This is a genomic window from Parabacteroides sp. PF5-6 (assembly GCF_029504695.1).
Classification (GTDB): domain Bacteria; phylum Bacteroidota; class Bacteroidia; order Bacteroidales; family Tannerellaceae; genus QVMG01.
The window spans coordinates 299557-315110 of record NZ_JAQFIN010000005.1; the positions used below are offsets into that span (position 1 = coordinate 299557).

The following is a 15554-nucleotide window of genomic DNA, read 5'->3' on the forward strand; positions in this document are numbered from 1 at the left end:
AATATTTCCGTTCTCCTCTTTTCTTTTACAATCAGATTTTATTTACGTTTGCATTCCGAATCAACGCATAGAATGACCATGAGAAGAACGATCTGTCGACTACTGTTTATACTGGGCTGCCTGACCGGTTGCGGCTCCTTATCTCCTTATGCCGCTGCGCAGATCAACGAAATCGTATATGCTTCCGACTACCGGATCGATCCGGACAGACTGGGCGAACTGCGGATCGAGATAGACAATCTGAACTTCTTCAAAAACAATGAGTTTGCCGGTGAGTTTATCAAAGGCTACTCCCTGCCCGGACTCTGGGTGCAACCCAAAGGAGTCTATTATCCGTTGGCTAACCTGAAACTGGAACTGGGTTTTCACGCCCTGATCTATCACGGCACATACAAATACCCCAGTTTTGCCTATGTCGATATCGCCACATGGAAAGGCAATCAGTTTCAGAAAGGTGCGCATATCCTGCCCTATCTCAGGGCACAGGTCGATCTGACCGATCGCTTGAGCTTAGTATTCGGGAATATCTACGGTGGCGCCAACCACCAACTGATCGAGCCGCTCTACAACCCGGAACTCAATTATACCGCTGATCCCGAAGCCGGACTGCAGCTGATCTACGACGCGCGGAAATTTCGGGCGGACATCTGGCTGAACTGGCAAACGTTTATCTTCCAAACAGATACTCACCAGGAGGCGTTTACTGTCGGGCTTTCCTCGCGGTTCAAATTCAACGACCCCGGCTCTACCTTACACGCCTACGTGCCTGTGCAGGGTGTGATCCAACACCGGGGCGGAGAGATCGACACCTTGACGGTCGGGTCGGTACAGACATTGATGAATGGGGCTGCGGGGCTGGGAGTCGACTGGAATACCGGGCATCCGGTGGTCCGCCGCGTGAATGCCGAACTGGATGTGGCGGCTTATTACCAACAGGCGGGTACGCTCTGGCCTTTCGATTCCGGCTATGGGATCTATTTCAAAATGTCGGCAGATATCCGTGACTTCCGCGTAAAAGCCGCCTATTGGCAATGCGACGATTTTATTTCGATGTTCGGCTCGCCGTTCTACGGCGCCGTTTCGACCAAAGAGGAGGGACTTACCTTTCAGAAACCGCAGCTCGTCTATTTCGGGGCGGAATACAGCAAGTCGCTCGGCAAAGGTTTTGCTTTAGGGGTTGATCTGGATCTATTCTATACCTTATCCGGCAACAGCCACCACCCGACAGAAGGCCTGCAACCCTACGGCAGCGCAACCAGCTTTACGATTGGGGCTTATTTGCGGTTTAATCCTTCTTTTTTGATTAAGAGATTTTAGCAAACACTCGACAAATAAATCAAATAAAGCCCTGCCATAATCACCGCCATCCCGGCGACGGCAGCCATCCATTCCTTCCGGTTCTTATGCTCTTTATTGATAAAGACACCACCCAATACCGCCACCACGATCGCCGCCTGGCTCACCGGATAGGCTACGGCCAGTCCGAGCTTCAACTGGGAGATCAGTAAAGCAATATTGCCTACCGCCCAGATCAACCCGCCGATGCTGTTCTTCCCCGCCATCCGGGTCATTGGGAAAGATTTATAAAACAATAAACCGATCAACACCACACCGGCGACCTGCCCGAACGATTGCGGCAGAATCGTACTCCATCCATCGATCTGAAAATATTTCAAGATACCGATATACGCCGTATAGCCCAGGATAGCCATCAGGTTGATCAATAACCCTTTCCGCCACTCGGTCTTTTCGCCGGCTTTCTCTTCTTTGTACGAGGTCAACACAATACCGCCGATAATCAGGATCAATGCCGCAAAGCCATAGGCGCGCGAGGTGGTGGTCGCCCATTCGCCCAATAATATGCCTAATAGAGAGGTCGTTACGATCTGCCCGCCATTCAGTATCGGTATCGATTTGGAGACCCCCAGGTAACGGATTGCCGCAAACTGTCCCAGCGAACCCACCGCCCAACAAAGCCCCGAAAGGAAGCTGATGATGAAAATAGAGGCATCCAGCTCCGGCCGGCGGAAAAAAAAGAAAATAAGCGCGAAAATCACGCTGCCCAGGGCTACCCCCATCGACTGCTCGATCGGCTTACCCTCTATGCGGGTAGCCACCACCGGCAGTATACCAAAAGAGAAAATCGGAATAAAGGCAATAAGCCAATCAGTTGCATTCATCATCCTTTTATTTTTAGCGTTTCAGCCTGCAAGTTTAACGTTTTTTTTCCGAACAAATTTATTCGTTTGGCTGTTTAAAAGAAAAACTTAACATCTATCACCTCAAAAACTGTTTTAGACATGACAAAAGGAAGTATTGGATTTAACGCAGGCAAAGTACTCATTCTGATTGAAGATAACACATGTCTTAGTTTCGAGACGTTAAAACAGGAAACCCAATTGCCCGACGCCGATTTATGGACCGCTATCGGTTGGCTCGCCCGGGAAAATAAAATCGAAATCAACAATTCCGCGGCTATTCCGTTCTTTAGTCCCGGACCTAATTATTATGATTAAGGGATTTATCTCTCAACCTCAGTGATAATTTTACTGTCGATGCGCATGGAAGGTACTAACGATACGCATGGACAGTATTGACGATGGGCATGGACAGTACTGACGAAGCCCATCGACAATAGTATTCCTACTATAGAATCAACAGATTATTCCGCACTTATTTTCTTCAAATCGCAATCAAAGACGAATAACCATTCCTTTTCGTGAGAAGTTCGCAGATATGAGATGAAAAGTATTTAGAATTTTCATTTTCAGCCGCTTTTTAGGAGAAAAAATAGAGAAATTTTTCTTCATTCCTGAAAATTGCTTGTACCTTTGCACTCTAATTGTATAATAGTACTTAAACATTAATTTATAATCTCATGGAACTTACACACATTGAGCATCTGGGGATCGCGGTGAAGAGCATCGAAGCGTCTCTGCCGTATTACGAAGGTGTCTTAGGACTGAAATGCTACAACATCGAAGTAGTAGAAGACCAAAAAGTAAAAACAGCCTTTTTCAAGGTAGGCCAAACTAAAATCGAATTACTGGAACCGACCAGTGAAGATAGTACCATCGCTAAATTCCTGGAAAAGAAAGGGGAAGGCATTCATCATATCGCTTTTGCCGTACCCAACGTACAGGAAGCATTAGACGAAGCAGCCGCCAAAGGTGTGAAACTGATCGACGAGAAACCCCGCCGGGGCGCCGAAGGCCTGAACATCGCGTTCCTGCATCCGAAATTCACTGCCGGAGTATTGACCGAGCTCTGCATGGAAGGAGAGAAATAAAAAACACATTTACATAACAACAAATCACATTTACAATGAGTAATCAACTTGAAAAAGTAAAAGAGCTTATTGCCCTTCGCGAAAAAGCCCGTTTAGGTGGTGGAGAAAAACGCATTGAGTCTCAGCACCAGAAAGGCAAGTACACCGCACGCGAACGTATCGCCATGTTGCTTGACGAAGGTAGTTTTGAAGAATTCGATATGTTCGTGCAGCACCGCAGTACGAACTTCGGTATCGAAAAGACGAAATTCCTGGGCGACGGGGTAGTTACCGGTTACGGAACCATCGATGGCCGTCTGGTGTATATCTATGCGCAGGACTTCACCGTATTCGGGGGTGCCTTGTCGGAAACCCTGGCCATGAAGATCTGTAAAGTAATGGATCAAGCCATGAAGATGGGTGCTCCGGTTATCGGTTTGAACGACTCCGGTGGTGCACGTATTCAGGAAGGTGTAAACGCTTTGGCGGGTTACGCTGAAATTTTCCAACGCAATATCCTGGCTTCCGGGGTAGTGCCTCAGATCTCCGGTATCTTCGGCCCGTGTGCCGGTGGTGCGGTTTATTCTCCGGCGCTGACCGACTTCAATATCATGACACGCGGAACAAGCTATATGTTCCTTACCGGCCCGAAGGTGGTAAAAACCGTTACCGGTGAAGACGTAACCCAGGAACAATTGGGTGGCGCCAGCGTACATACTACGAAATCAGGGGTTGCTCATTTTGCTGTGGATACGGAAGAAGAAGGTTTCCAACTGATCCGTCAGTTGATCAGCTTCGTGCCGCAGAACAACCTGGAAGAGACTCCGCTGATTGAATGTCATGACCCGATCGACCGTCTGGACGACGTATTGAACGAGATCATCCCCGACAGCCCGAATCAGGCTTACGATATGTACGAAGTGATCGGTACGATCATCGACGGCAACGAATTCCTGGAAGTACATGCCGACTACGCGAAGAATATCATCGTCGGTTTCGCCCGTTTCAACGGACAATCCGTGGGTATCATCGCCAACCAGCCGAAGATTATGGCCGGTTGTTTGGATAGCAACGCTTCCCGCAAAGGCGCTCGTTTCGTGCGTTTCTGCGATGCTTTCAATATTCCTTTGGTGACTCTGGTCGACGTACCGGGCTTCCTGCCGGGAACAGGTCAGGAGTACAACGGGGTGATCCTGCACGGGGCGAAACTATTGTATGCTTACGGAGAAGCGACTGTGCCTAAGGTAACCGTTACCCTGCGTAAATCATACGGTGGTGCCTATTGCGTGATGAGTTCGAAACACCTGCGCGGTGACATGAACTACGCATGGCCGACGGCTGAGATCGCCGTAATGGGCCCGAGCGGTGCCGTTGAAGTGATCTTCGCCAAAGAAGTAGCGGCTGCCGAAGATCCGGCTAAGATGAGCGCAGAGAAAGAAGAAGACTACAAAAAAGCATTCGCCAACCCCTACAACGCGGCACAATACGGTTATATCGACGATGTGATCGAACCGCGTAACACCCGTTTCCGCATTATCCGCGCGCTGCAGCAACTGCAGACCAAGAAACTGGTGAATCCGGCGAAGAAACATGATAATATGCCTCTGTAATTCTTGCAGATGATAACAGTAAGAAGTAAGAATTTAGAAGTAGTAATGACTATGTATAATCGAATTAAAAGAAACGCGGGAATTGCCTTGTTGTTTGTTTTGCTCTTTTCATTCGGAGCGCAGGCACAGCAGGTAACCTCTATGCGTATAAATGAAGTACTGGTTATCAACGAAGACAACTTCGTTGATGATTACGGTAAACGGAACGGATGGATTGAATTGTACAATACTTCGGCCGGGACAGTAAATATCGGTGGTTGTTTCCTGACAAACGACAAGAACAACCCGACCAAATACACGATCCCCAAAGGCGACGTATTGACCAAGATTCCGCCCCGGCAACACACGCTGTTCTGGGCCGACGGAAATGCCGACCACGGGACCTTCCATGTGAATTTTCAGTTTGATCCGGCGAAAGAGAACTATATTGCTCTCTACGATGCTGACGGAAGAACCTTAGTCGACGAGATCGTGATCCCGGCGACGCAAAAAGCAGATATCAGCTACGGCCGTCTGATCGACGGAAAAGAGGAATGGGGTACATTGAAAAAGGTAACGCCCAGCACAAACAACCTGACACTGGACAGAAACGAGAAGATCGATAACTTAAAAGAGAACGACCCCTCCGGTTTGGGCATGACTATGACGGCTATGGCCGTTGTTTTCTCCGGATTGGTCTTGTTGTATCTGGTCTTCAAACAAGTAGGCAAAAGCGCTGTCTCTGCCGGTCAACGCCGCGCGAAAAAGGCATCAGCCGACCCGGCCATACCGACCACGGAAGCCGGAGAGATTTCAGCCGAGACACTCGCTGCGATCGGAATGGCGCTCTACGAATTGGATCAGGATGTGCACGACTTCGAGAACACCGTACTGACCATCCACAAGGTAAAACGTACCTACTCACCATGGAGCTCCAAGATCTATGGTTTACGCGAACTCCCAAGAAAGTAATTATCTAATAAAGAAAAAGAATGAAAAGTTTTAAATATACAATCAACGGCACCGTCTATAAAGTGCATATCAATTCAGTAGTAGAAGATATGGCTGAGGTGGAAGTGAACGGTATGCCTTATAAAGTAAAAATGGAAAAACCGGCGAAGAAGCAGGTCGTTACGTTGAAAAGACCGGCTCAGGCTCCGACCACTTCGACAGGTGCTCCGGTGGTATCCCGTCCGGCAGCTTCCGCAAGCGCAGGCGCTGTACGCTCTCCGCTGCCCGGTGTGATCCTGGAAGTGAAATGTAAGGTAGGCGATACGGTGAAGAAAGGACAGACCATTATCATCCTCGAAGCCATGAAAATGGAGAACAGCATCAATGCCGACCGCGACGGAAGCATCACCGAAATTAAAGTAAACAAAGGCGATAACGTATTGGAAAATGCGGAACTCGTAGTAATCGGATAAGAATATGCAAGAAAGTCTTTTCACCTTCCTGGGGGAGAACCTTCAACTGTTCTTAACCTATACAGGATTTTACAACGCGACGCCGGGGCACTTGATCATGATTGTGATCGGGTTGATCTTCATCTTCCTGGCGATCAGATATGAATTTGAACCGATGCTGTTGATCCCGATCGGATTCGGTATGTTGATTGGGAATATCCCTTTCAAAGATGCCGGGCTGCAGGTGGGGATTTACGAAGAAGGATCGGTACTGAACATCCTCTATCAAGGGGTTACACAGGGGTGGTATCCCCCATTGATCTTCATGGGCATCGGGGCGATGACCGACTTCTCGTCGTTGATCTCCAACCCGAAACTGTTGTTGGTAGGTGCTGCCGCCCAGTTTGGTATCTTCGGTGCTTATATCATCGCACTGCAGATGGGCTTCGAACCCAACCAGGCAGGGGCTATCGGTATCATCGGTGGGGCTGACGGCCCGACGGCGATCTTCCTTTCGTCTAAACTGGCGCCCAACCTGATGGGGGCTATTGCGGTCTCGGCCTACTCCTATATGGCGTTAGTGCCGATCATCCAGCCGCCGTTTATGCGCTTGCTCACGACCAAGAAAGAACGGGTGATCCGGATGAAACCGCCGCGCGTGGTTTCTTCGACCGAGAAGATTATCTTCCCGATCATCGGGTTGTTGTTGACTTGCTTCCTGGTGCCTTCCGGACTTCCCTTGTTAGGGATGTTGTTCTTCGGTAACCTGATCAAAGAAAGTGGTGTGACCCGTCGTTTGGCTGAAACCGCTCGCGGACCGCTGATCGACACGATCACCATCCTGTTGGGACTCACCGTGGGTGCTTCTACGCAAGCCACACAGTTCCTGACCCTGAGCTCAATCAAGATCTTCGCTCTGGGAGCGCTTTCTTTCGTGATCGCTACCTGCACGGGTATCCTGTTTGTGAAGTTCTTCAACCTGTTCCTCAAAGAAGGAAACAAGATCAATCCGTTGATTGGTAACTCCGGGGTATCCGCTGTTCCCGACTCGGCACGTATCTCTCAGCACGTTGGTTTGGAATACGATCCGACCAACTACCTGTTGATGCACGCTATGGGCCCGAACGTAGCCGGTGTGATCGGTTCGGCTGTTGCCGCCGGTATCCTGTTAGGTTTCTTATCGTAAGATTATCTTTACATGAGTATAAAAAAAGGCGTCTTCGGACGCCTTTTTTTGTTTCTCCCCCTGACACCTTCGCTTTTCATGCTACAGAATCATACGCTTGAGCTCGGCGAGCTGCAAGAGCTCCACCTTTTTGCCTTTGATGCGGATCAGCCCTTCTTTGACCAGTTTATTGATCTCTTTGGAGAGGGCGGGGCGGGTGACACAGAGGTATTCGGCGAGCTGCACCTGGTTGTGTTCGATCTCGATCACCTCCGTATCGGGCTGTTTCTGCTCGAAGAGGTACACGATAAAGCGGCTGCGCACATTCTTATGCGACAGGGCATGCAGGCGGGTAACGGTGCATTTGGTGCAGTTACCGGTGATACACAGGAAGTTTTTCAAGATATCGGGATGTTCGCTGATCAGGCTGAAGACCGACTCTTTGGTGGCGGTGAAGAAGATGCCTTCGTTCATCACCGTGAACGTGGCCGGCAGCGTGCCGTCTTTCTTAAACAGGTGGGGGGTGGCAAAGGCACGGGGCGCGACGATATGCTCGATCAAGACCTCATTGCCCAGGGCGTCGATGATGTCGACCCGCAATTTGCCTTTCAACAGGATATAGAGGTGGCGGCAGATGGTGTTCTGCCGGAGGATCACCTCGTTCTTTTCGATCTCGTAGACAGCATAGTCCAATTTGTCCAACAGGGTGAGCTGGATGTTGTGTGACAGGTCGTTGAATAAGGGAATTTGGAAGAGGAGTTGTTCCAGTTCCGCTGTGCAGTCTATTCGATTCATTTGCCGTTTCTTGTGTTCTTCCGACAAACGTAGTGATTTTCTTTTATTCTTCATAAGGCTGTGGCGACAATTATTTCCCTGCCGGTGTAATTTTGATTACATCTTTTTCGCCGGATTCCGTTTTCCTTTGCAGCAATAAACCATGATTTAATCGTATGATGAAACGGATAGCTTTACTTACGTGTGTATTGGCGTTGCTGTTGGGGCACGACCTGACAGGGCAAACGCCTGAGAATGAGACTTCACTTTCTTTCCAGATCCGTCCGCGGGCGGAGTACCGTAACGGTGCGCTTATGCCACGTGGCGAAGGCGAACTGCCGGCTTCTTTTGTCAATAACCGGGCCCGTCTCTCCCTCAACTATAAACGCGCTGACTACTTGATTATGAAACTCTCCGCCCAGCATGTCGGGGTTTGGGGGCAAGATCCGCAGATCGATAAGAACGGCCGTTTCATCTTGAATGAGGCCTGGGCGCGACTCAACCTGGGCAGCGGTTTCTTTGCCCAGCTGGGACGGCAGGGGCTGGTGTACGACGATGAACGCCTTCTGGGGGGACTGGACTGGAACGTAGCCGGCCGTTTCCACGACGCATTAAAGCTGGGCTTTGAAGATCATGCCAACAAGCTGCACCTGGTCTTGGCGTATAACCAGAACGATGAGAAGACCAAAGGCGGAAACTATTATCTGCCGGGCGGGCAGCCTTATAAGACCATGCAAACACTGTGGTATCAACATGCTGCCACTGCTTATCCTTTTTCTGTGTCCGCGTTGATCCTCAACTTGGGGCAAGAAGGGGGCGACGGGGAAACGCTCCGGGGCAAGACCCGTTATATGCAGACGCTGGGGCTTTATCTTTCTTATGCGCCGGGACGTTGGAACTTTGTTGGATCGACTTATTTTCAAACGGGAGAGAATGCCGCAGGGACTGATGTGGGTGCCTGGATGGGCAGTCTGAAAGCGGCGTATGCGATCGATCGGCAGTGGGGCGTTTCCGTGGGTACGGATTACCTGAGCGGGCAGGAAGCGGGCGACAGCAAAATCAAGGCTTTCAACCCGTTATATGGTACGCACCATAAGTTCTACGGCAGTATGGACTATTTCTATGCCTCTTCTTTCCGCAGCGGATACAATCCGGGGCTCTGGGATCTGTATGGCGGGTTGACATATAAGGCTTCGCCGAAGGTGAACCTGTCATTCAACTATCATTATTTCCGGATGGCGGCGGATGTCTATGCCGACGGCAGTGAGGTGGCGAAAGGATTGGGCTCGGAGTTTGATTTTCAACTGGACTGGACGCTGATGAAAGACGTACGCCTATCCCTGGGCTATTCCGTTATGGCGGGAACAGCCTCGATGGATATTGTCAAAGGCGGAAGTCATAAGAGCTGGCAAGACTGGGGTTGGATGTCGTTGAACATCAACCCGCAGATCTTTTTCGCAAAGTGGTAAGCCGTCCGCTCAGAGCAGCTTGCGGAAACGTTGCAGGAAGTCGTTGGCTTCGTCCATCGTCAGGCAGAGCGGGGGCAATAGGCGGATGGTATGCGTGCCGGCGACTCCGGTGAATACCTTCTCTTCGAACAATAGTTTATTGCGCACTTCTTTGATCGACTCTTCAAACTCAATGCCGATCATCAAACCACGGCCCCGCACTTCTTTGATGCCGGGGAAGCGGTGCAGTTCATCGATCAGGTAGTTGCCCACCCGGGCGGCGTTAGCGATCAGTTTCTCCTCTTCGAAGATATCCAATACGGCGATGGCGGCGGCACAGGCGAGGTGATTCCCGCCGAAGGTCGTTCCCAGCATACCGTAAACGGGTTTGAACATCGGGCTGATCAATAGGCCGCTGACGGGGAAACCATTGCCAATGCCTTTGGCTACGGTGATCAGATCGGGCTGGATACCGGCATGTTGGTGGGCAAAGAACTGACCACTCCGCCCGTAACCCGATTGAATCTCATCGAGAATCAGGCAGGCTTCGTACTGGGTACACAACGCGCGCAGGTCTTGCATAAACTGATCGGTCGGCAACTGGATACCGCCCACGCCCTGGATCCCTTCGATAATCACGGAAGAGACATCACCTTTTTTCAATTCTGCCTCAACGGCGGCGGCATCATTGAGCGGCAGATAGGTCACCGCCAGGTCTTCGTTGACGGGAGCGATGATCTTCGGGTTGTCGGTTACCCGCACGGCAGCCGACGTACGTCCGTGAAAGGCGTGCTCGAAGGCCAATACCCGTTTCTTTCCGTTATGGAACGAAGCCAGTTTCAAGGCATTCTCATTCGCCTCTGCTCCGGAGTTGATCAGGAACAGCGAATAGTCATCGTAGCCGCTGGCTTTTCCCAGCTTATCGGCTAATGTCTGTTGCAGACTGTTGATTACTGAATTGGAATAGAATCCCAATTTATTCACCTGCTCAGTGATCGCTTTGACATACACCGGATGGCTATGCCCCACGGAGATCACCGCGTGACCACCATACAGATCCAGATACTCGGTTCCTTCTGTGTCCCATACCTTGCAGCCGAGACCCCGAACAATCTCAATATTAAATAAAGGATATACGTCGAATAAGTTCATAACTTTATAAAAGCCCCCTAAATCCCCCGAAGGGGGACTTCCAACTATGCGAGGGCTGGGTAGTTGGGGTTATTACATTAATTAATTTTACTATCTCCAAGTCCCCCTTCGGGGGATTTAGGGGGCCTTTAAAATCCACTGGGTTTTAGATGCAAACCTACCTTCTCTTCCAACCCGAACAACAGATTCATATTATGTACCGCTTGTCCGCTGGCGCCTTTGAGTAGGTTGTCGATCATGGAGATAATCAGGAGTTTGTCGTCGTGTTTCTCCAGGTGGATCAGACATTTATTGGTATTGACCACTTGCTTCATGTCGGGGTTCTTGTCCGTGATGAAGGTGAAGGAGTGGTCATCGTAGTATTCTTCGTAGATGCGGGTGATCTCATCCAAGCCGACCTTGCAGTCGATATAGGTCGTGGCGAAGATACCGCGAGAGAAGTTACCGCGCACGGGGATAAAGTTGATGCGGCTGTTGAAGCTGGTCTGCAGTTGGCGCAGGCTCTGATCGATCTCCGCCAGATGCTGGTGGGTGAACGGTTTGTAGATCGAGATGTTATCGTTACGCCAACTGAAATGGGTGGTTGATGATGGCTTTACGCCCGCGCCGGTCGAGCCGGTGATGGCATTGACATGCAATTCGGAATTCAGCATCAGGTGTTTGGCCAATGGCAGTATGCCCAGTTGGATACAGGTGGCGAAGCAGCCCGGGTTGGCTACGTATCGCGATTTGCAGATCGCCCGGCGGTTGAGTTCCGGCAAGCCGTAGATAAACTCGTGTTCGTCGCTCTTCATGCGGTAGTCCGTACTCAGGTCGATGATCTTCAGGTGCTCGGGGATGGTATGGCTCTCCATAAACTTCTTGGAATCGCCATGCGCCGAGCAGAGGAATAGGAGGTCGACCTCATCGAATGGCAAAGCATCGGTGAAGGCCAGATCGGTTTCGCCGAACAAACCGCTATGCACATCGGTAATCCGGTTGCCCGCGTTACTGCTACTGTTCACAAATACAATTTCCGCATCGGGATGATTGAGCAACAGGCGAATGAGTTCCCCTGCCGTATAACCTGCACCACCGATGATCCCTACTTTTATCATAATTGTTAATTGTTAATTGTTAATTATAATTTGCCTATAGAAGCTTTTGTGCTTTTAATTATGGAAGTTATCATTCTGATAAGCTCTTGTGCATCTTTATATATACTGTTAAAAGCCTCTTCATTAATATACTCTGCTTTGTGGAGCAACTCTAACCAGTATAAAGTCTCATTACTCTCTTTTTGTGCTATAGAAAGCTTATGTATAAAGTCCAATGTACTTTCCGCATGTTCACTTTCCCGTTGCATAGCTCCTATTGCTGTCCCGGATCGGAGTATTTGTTTAGAGAGTATCATCTCCTTTTTCTCTTTACAAAGATATTTGTAAAGCTTAATGATCCTCAAAGCAAAGCAAAAACTCTTATCCTTCAAAGGGTTTAAACGTATATCTTTCATAAGGCAAGTTATAATTTACAATTTATAATTTATAATTGAGTTAATGACTTTTGTCATTAACGTTGTAATATAACTTCATTTGATTGCCCAGGATACGCGTGAAGCCTTTCACGTCGTCGGCAGTCCACGCTTTTTGTTCTTCACCGTACACGCCAAAGTCGCTCTTCATCAGGTCGTGATCGCTCTCGACGCCAACCAGGGTATAGGTGTACGGACGCAAGGTGATGATTACCCGTCCGGTGACATTGCGCTGGCTGCTTTCCAGGAACGCTTCCATATCGCGCATGACCGGCTCGAGGTATTGCGCTTCGTGCAGGAACATACCGTACCAGTTGCCCAGTTGGTCTTTCCAGTATTGTTGCCATTTGGTCAATGTATGCTTCTCGAGCATCTTATGCGCGTTGATGATCAATAGCGGACCGGCGGCTTCGAAACCGACGCGTCCTTTGATGCCGATGATCGTATCGCCCACGTGCATATCGCGTCCGATGGCCCAACGGCTACCCAGTTCTTCTACGCGGCGGATGGCGTCTACTTTGTTATCGAACATCTCCCCGTTGACTCCCACGATCTCCCCGTCGACGAAGTCGATAAACATATCTTCTTCCACTTCTTCTTCGGCTTCCAGTTGGGAAGGATAGGCGGTGTCGGGCAGGGTCTGGTTGGAGTGAAGCGTTTCTTTACCCCCGACGCTGGTACCCCAAAGCCCTTTGTTGATCGAGTATTCCATCTTCACGAAGTCCGCCTCGTAACCATGTTCTTTCAGGTAGTTGATCTCGTATTCGCGGCTCAGGTTCATATCGCGGGTCGGGGTGATGATCTCGATTTCAGGAGCGATCACTTCGAAAGTCAGGTCGAAACGTACCTGGTCGTTGCCTGCACCCGTACTGCCGTGTGCTACGGCATCGGCGCCAATCTCTTTGGCGTAGTTGATAATGGCAAGCCCCTGAAATACCCGCTCGGAGCTGACCGAGATCGGGTAGGTACCGTTACGCAATACATTGCCGAAGACCATATATTTGATACTTTTCTCGTAGTATTCCTGTTCTACATTGATCGTCACATGTTTCACCGCACCCAATGCGTAGGCTCTTTCTTCGATCGCTTTACATTCTTCATCCGTGAAACCGCCGGTATTCGCCAGAGCGGTATATACTTCATAATCTTTGTCTTTGGATAGATACATCGCGCAGAAAGAGGTATCCAAGCCTCCACTGAATGCTAAAACAACTTTCTTTTTCATCTTTTTTGAGAGCCCCTCCCGACCTCCCCCCAAGGGGAGGAGAAAGAGGGATTTTTTTATTTGTTATTATTTCGTTTTTATTCTTCTCCTTAGAGCTCCCCCTTGGGGGGAGTTGAGGGGGCTTTTTTCGCCGGATCATAAAGCATCGCCGTGCAGATACAGTATTTACGTCCGGTGCGGATCAATACATCGTGATTGATACAGCCTTCACAGCCCCGCCAGAAAGCCTCGTCGTCGGTCAGCTCCCCGAAGGTGACCGGCAGATAGCCCAGATCGGTATTCATCTTCATCACGGCGCCACCGGAAGTGAGACTGAAAATCTTCGCTTTCGGCCATCTCAGACGCGCCAGGGTAAAAGAAGCCTCTTTGATCCGCTTGGCAATGCCCAAATGTCGGAACTTTTCGGGAACAATCAAACCGGAAGTGGCCACATATTGTTTATTTCCCCAGGATTCGATATAGCTGAAGCCGGCAAATTCATCGCCTGCCAACGCTATGATCGCTTTTCCTTCTTTGATCTTCGTCGCCAGATAGTCGTGCGTACGTTGGGCAATCCCTGTACCCCGCACCTTCGCAGCCGCTTCGATCGTCTCTAAAATCTCGTCGACATAAACCTCATGCGAGGCCTCGGCTACCATTACATCAATTTCAATATGGCCCCCCTCCAAGCTCCCCCCAGAGGGGAGGGATTGAGAGCCATTTTGCGAACTGTCTTTATTACTGTCCATATTTTTTTCAATAACCAATTTTCTTTTAGCCTCCCTTTCGGGGAGGTTGGAGGGGCCTCTATATAAACGCCTCCAACGCCTTGATAATCTCAGATCGGCTGATGCCTTCGCGCGGAATGATCAGGATCGTATCATCCCCGGCGATGGTTGCCAGTATTTCTTTGGGACCATGCTGGTCGATATCCCAGGCGATGCCCATAGCATAACCCGGACGGGTCTTGACCACCGCCAGGTTACCGGAAAATTCGATCTTGGGATGATTCGCCTGTTCCCCTTGGGGTTGCATAAAAGCGGTATAATCAGGCAGGCGGTAGACATAGTTCCCCTCCCGATCCGCTATTTTGACGATATTCAGTTGTTTGATATCCCGCGAAAGCGTAGCCTGGGTCGTCGAGAAACCCTTCTCATTCAGTCTGTTGAGAAGTTCTTCCTGATTCCCGATCGTCTCCTTTTGTATGATCTGCCGGATGGTCTCTAACCGTTCCTTTTTACCGTTCATCTTGTATATTTATGCAAATAATCCGCAAATATACAATGTCTGATTGAATAAATATGCAAGGTTGAGCTGTTTTTTTGAGGAAAAGTCTTTTTTGTGTGGTTAAAATCTTAGTCAGAGCGTACGATCTCTAAATTCATCGATCAGGGATTCTACGGATTGGAGTTTTTGTTTGCCTTCTAAATGTGCCTTGGCTTGCTGTAGGGCTCCACTTAATTCGGCTATAAGGTCTCGTTTATCGACAACGGTGTCTTCCATATTTATAGGGATAATTCTAAAGCTGCCTTTCTCTCTTGATTTTAAAACGATGTCTTCGCCTTTATTCGCCATCTCCAAGAACTTGGTCTGATTGGCTCTGAAATCTCTTGTACTAATAATGATCATAATTTCTGTCTTTACGGATTTGAGAGTAAAGATAATAAAAAATCAATTGGTAACCAAGTTGGACGCATTATTATTGGTTTTGTATTGTGTTCAGATACTACTAATTGCAAATCTTCCTTTCCTACGTGTCACAAAAGTTCACGTATAGGGATGAGGTGAAACAAGTGTTCCATAGAAAAAAGAAGTGAAACTATATTGAGATCTCTTTCAGGTCGTGAAGGCCGGCAGCCCTTTTGAAAAGGTCGCCGGCCTTTTTGAAAACTCCGGCGGCCTTTTGGAAAACCCTGCCGGCCTTTTCGGTGAAGGGCGTCGCTTTTTGACCTCTCCTGAAATAGGTTTACAGTTTATGGTTTAATAACTGAATAAAGTTTACACAATTTATCTTATTCCTACGTTAGGTTTACATGGGTTG

17 protein-coding genes are annotated in these 15554 nt (G+C 49.2%); 8 read left to right on the forward strand and 9 right to left on the reverse strand.

The window, feature by feature from the left end:
* Positions 1-72 precede the first annotated feature (72 nt).
* Positions 73-1317: a hypothetical protein gene (locus tag M2133_RS08895; protein ID WP_277465750.1), complete on the forward strand. Its 1245-nt coding sequence runs from the start codon at positions 73-75 to the stop codon at positions 1315-1317.
* Here the strand turns inward: M2133_RS08895 and M2133_RS08900 are convergent.
* Positions 1314-2183 carry a GRP family sugar transporter gene (locus M2133_RS08900; RefSeq protein ID WP_277465751.1) on the reverse strand — a complete coding sequence of 290 codons (870 nt, stop codon included), beginning with the start codon at positions 2181-2183 and terminating at the stop codon, positions 1314-1316. The two genes, M2133_RS08895 and M2133_RS08900, sit on opposite strands and share 4 nt — an antisense overlap.
* 117 nt (positions 2184-2300) lie before the next feature.
* Here M2133_RS08900 and M2133_RS08905 point away from each other — a divergent pair, with 117 nt between their 5' ends.
* The 6 genes from M2133_RS08905 to M2133_RS08930 all read left to right on the forward strand — a co-directional run bounded on the left by M2133_RS08905 (position 2301) and on the right by M2133_RS08930 (position 7446).
* A complete protein-coding gene (locus M2133_RS08905; RefSeq protein ID WP_277465752.1) occupies positions 2301-2516 on the forward strand; it encodes a winged helix-turn-helix domain-containing protein in 216 nt (71 codons plus the stop codon).
* A gap of 362 nt (positions 2517-2878) precedes the next feature.
* Positions 2879-3289, forward strand: a complete 411-nt coding sequence (gene mce / locus M2133_RS08910; RefSeq protein WP_277465753.1) for a methylmalonyl-CoA epimerase — start codon at positions 2879-2881, stop codon at positions 3287-3289.
* Positions 3290-3324: 35 nt separating this feature from the next.
* On the forward strand, positions 3325-4878 hold the full coding sequence (locus M2133_RS08915; RefSeq protein WP_277465755.1) for an acyl-CoA carboxylase subunit beta: 1554 nt from the start codon (positions 3325-3327) through the stop codon (positions 4876-4878).
* 51 nt (positions 4879-4929) lie between these two features.
* Complete coding sequence (locus M2133_RS08920) at positions 4930-5829, forward strand: OadG family transporter subunit (RefSeq protein WP_277465756.1); 900 nt, start codon at positions 4930-4932, stop codon at positions 5827-5829.
* Positions 5830-5849: 20 nt separating this feature from the next.
* Positions 5850-6281 (forward strand): biotin/lipoyl-containing protein, encoded by a 432-nt coding sequence (locus tag M2133_RS08925; RefSeq protein WP_277465757.1) that lies wholly within the window; start codon positions 5850-5852, stop codon positions 6279-6281.
* A gap of 4 nt (positions 6282-6285) precedes the next feature.
* A complete protein-coding gene (locus M2133_RS08930; protein WP_277465758.1) occupies positions 6286-7446 on the forward strand; it encodes a sodium ion-translocating decarboxylase subunit beta in 1161 nt (386 codons plus the stop codon).
* A gap of 81 nt (positions 7447-7527) precedes the next feature.
* Here M2133_RS08930 and M2133_RS08935 read toward each other — a convergent pair whose 3' ends face one another.
* Positions 7528-8220: a Crp/Fnr family transcriptional regulator gene (locus M2133_RS08935; RefSeq protein ID WP_277465759.1), complete on the reverse strand. Its 693-nt coding sequence runs from the start codon at positions 8218-8220 to the stop codon at positions 7528-7530.
* A gap of 158 nt (positions 8221-8378) precedes the next feature.
* On the opposite strand from M2133_RS08935, the gene M2133_RS08940 reads away from it, so the two are divergent.
* A complete protein-coding gene (locus M2133_RS08940; protein WP_277465772.1) occupies positions 8379-9668 on the forward strand; it encodes an alginate export family protein in 1290 nt (429 codons plus the stop codon).
* Positions 9669-9677: 9 nt separating this feature from the next.
* On the opposite strand, the gene M2133_RS08945 is transcribed toward M2133_RS08940, so the two are convergent.
* The 7 genes from M2133_RS08945 to M2133_RS08975 form a co-directional block, all read right to left on the reverse strand.
* On the reverse strand, positions 9678-10799 hold the full coding sequence (locus M2133_RS08945) for an aspartate aminotransferase family protein (RefSeq protein WP_277465760.1): 1122 nt from the start codon (positions 10797-10799) through the stop codon (positions 9678-9680).
* A 128-nt stretch (positions 10800-10927) separates the two neighbouring features.
* On the reverse strand, positions 10928-11896 hold the full coding sequence (argC, locus tag M2133_RS08950; RefSeq protein ID WP_277465761.1) for an N-acetyl-gamma-glutamyl-phosphate reductase: 969 nt from the start codon (positions 11894-11896) through the stop codon (positions 10928-10930).
* 23 nt (positions 11897-11919) lie between these two features.
* On the reverse strand, positions 11920-12291 hold the full coding sequence (locus M2133_RS08955) for a four helix bundle protein (RefSeq protein WP_277465762.1): 372 nt from the start codon (positions 12289-12291) through the stop codon (positions 11920-11922).
* Positions 12292-12331: 40 nt separating this feature from the next.
* Positions 12332-13534, reverse strand: coding sequence for an argininosuccinate synthase domain-containing protein (locus M2133_RS08960; protein WP_277465763.1), 1203 nt, complete (start codon positions 13532-13534; stop codon positions 12332-12334).
* A gap of 89 nt (positions 13535-13623) precedes the next feature.
* Positions 13624-14172, reverse strand: a complete 549-nt coding sequence (locus M2133_RS08965; protein ID WP_277465773.1) for a GNAT family N-acetyltransferase — start codon at positions 14170-14172, stop codon at positions 13624-13626.
* A 148-nt stretch (positions 14173-14320) separates the two neighbouring features.
* Positions 14321-14761 (reverse strand): ArgR family transcriptional regulator, encoded by a 441-nt coding sequence (locus tag M2133_RS08970; RefSeq protein WP_277465764.1) that lies wholly within the window; start codon positions 14759-14761, stop codon positions 14321-14323.
* A gap of 111 nt (positions 14762-14872) precedes the next feature.
* Positions 14873-15142: a prevent-host-death family protein gene (locus M2133_RS08975; protein ID WP_277465765.1), complete on the reverse strand. Its 270-nt coding sequence runs from the start codon at positions 15140-15142 to the stop codon at positions 14873-14875.
* Between the last annotated feature and the right edge of the window lie 412 nt (positions 15143-15554).

Excerpts from the sequence above, each read along its gene's own strand:
- M2133_RS08945 (WP_277465760.1), bottom strand. The coding sequence starts at position 10,799 with ATGAACTTATTCGACGTATATCCTTTATTTAATATTGAGATTGTTCGG.
- M2133_RS08905 (WP_277465752.1), top strand. The coding sequence starts at position 2,301 with ATGACAAAAGGAAGTATTGGATTTAACGCAGGCAAAGTACTCATTCTG.
- M2133_RS08965 (WP_277465773.1), bottom strand. The coding sequence starts at position 14,172 with ATGGTAGCCGAGGCCTCGCATGAGGTTTATGTCGACGAGATTTTAGAG.
- M2133_RS08955 (WP_277465762.1), bottom strand. The coding sequence starts at position 12,291 with ATGAAAGATATACGTTTAAACCCTTTGAAGGATAAGAGTTTTTGCTTT.
- mce (WP_277465753.1), top strand. The coding sequence starts at position 2,879 with ATGGAACTTACACACATTGAGCATCTGGGGATCGCGGTGAAGAGCATC.
- M2133_RS08915 (WP_277465755.1), top strand. The coding sequence starts at position 3,325 with ATGAGTAATCAACTTGAAAAAGTAAAAGAGCTTATTGCCCTTCGCGAA.
- M2133_RS08920 (WP_277465756.1), top strand. The coding sequence starts at position 4,930 with ATGTATAATCGAATTAAAAGAAACGCGGGAATTGCCTTGTTGTTTGTT.
- M2133_RS08935 (WP_277465759.1), bottom strand. The coding sequence starts at position 8,220 with ATGAATCGAATAGACTGCACAGCGGAACTGGAACAACTCCTCTTCCAA.
- M2133_RS08895 (WP_277465750.1), top strand. The coding sequence starts at position 73 with ATGACCATGAGAAGAACGATCTGTCGACTACTGTTTATACTGGGCTGC.
- M2133_RS08970 (WP_277465764.1), bottom strand. The coding sequence starts at position 14,761 with ATGAACGGTAAAAAGGAACGGTTAGAGACCATCCGGCAGATCATACAA.
- argC (WP_277465761.1), bottom strand. The coding sequence starts at position 11,896 with ATGATAAAAGTAGGGATCATCGGTGGTGCAGGTTATACGGCAGGGGAA.
- M2133_RS08930 (WP_277465758.1), top strand. The coding sequence starts at position 6,286 with ATGCAAGAAAGTCTTTTCACCTTCCTGGGGGAGAACCTTCAACTGTTC.
- M2133_RS08975 (WP_277465765.1), bottom strand. The coding sequence starts at position 15,142 with ATGATCATTATTAGTACAAGAGATTTCAGAGCCAATCAGACCAAGTTC.
- M2133_RS08960 (WP_277465763.1), bottom strand. The coding sequence starts at position 13,534 with ATGAAAAAGAAAGTTGTTTTAGCATTCAGTGGAGGCTTGGATACCTCT.
- M2133_RS08940 (WP_277465772.1), top strand. The coding sequence starts at position 8,379 with ATGAAACGGATAGCTTTACTTACGTGTGTATTGGCGTTGCTGTTGGGG.
- M2133_RS08925 (WP_277465757.1), top strand. The coding sequence starts at position 5,850 with ATGAAAAGTTTTAAATATACAATCAACGGCACCGTCTATAAAGTGCAT.
- M2133_RS08900 (WP_277465751.1), bottom strand. The coding sequence starts at position 2,183 with ATGATGAATGCAACTGATTGGCTTATTGCCTTTATTCCGATTTTCTCT.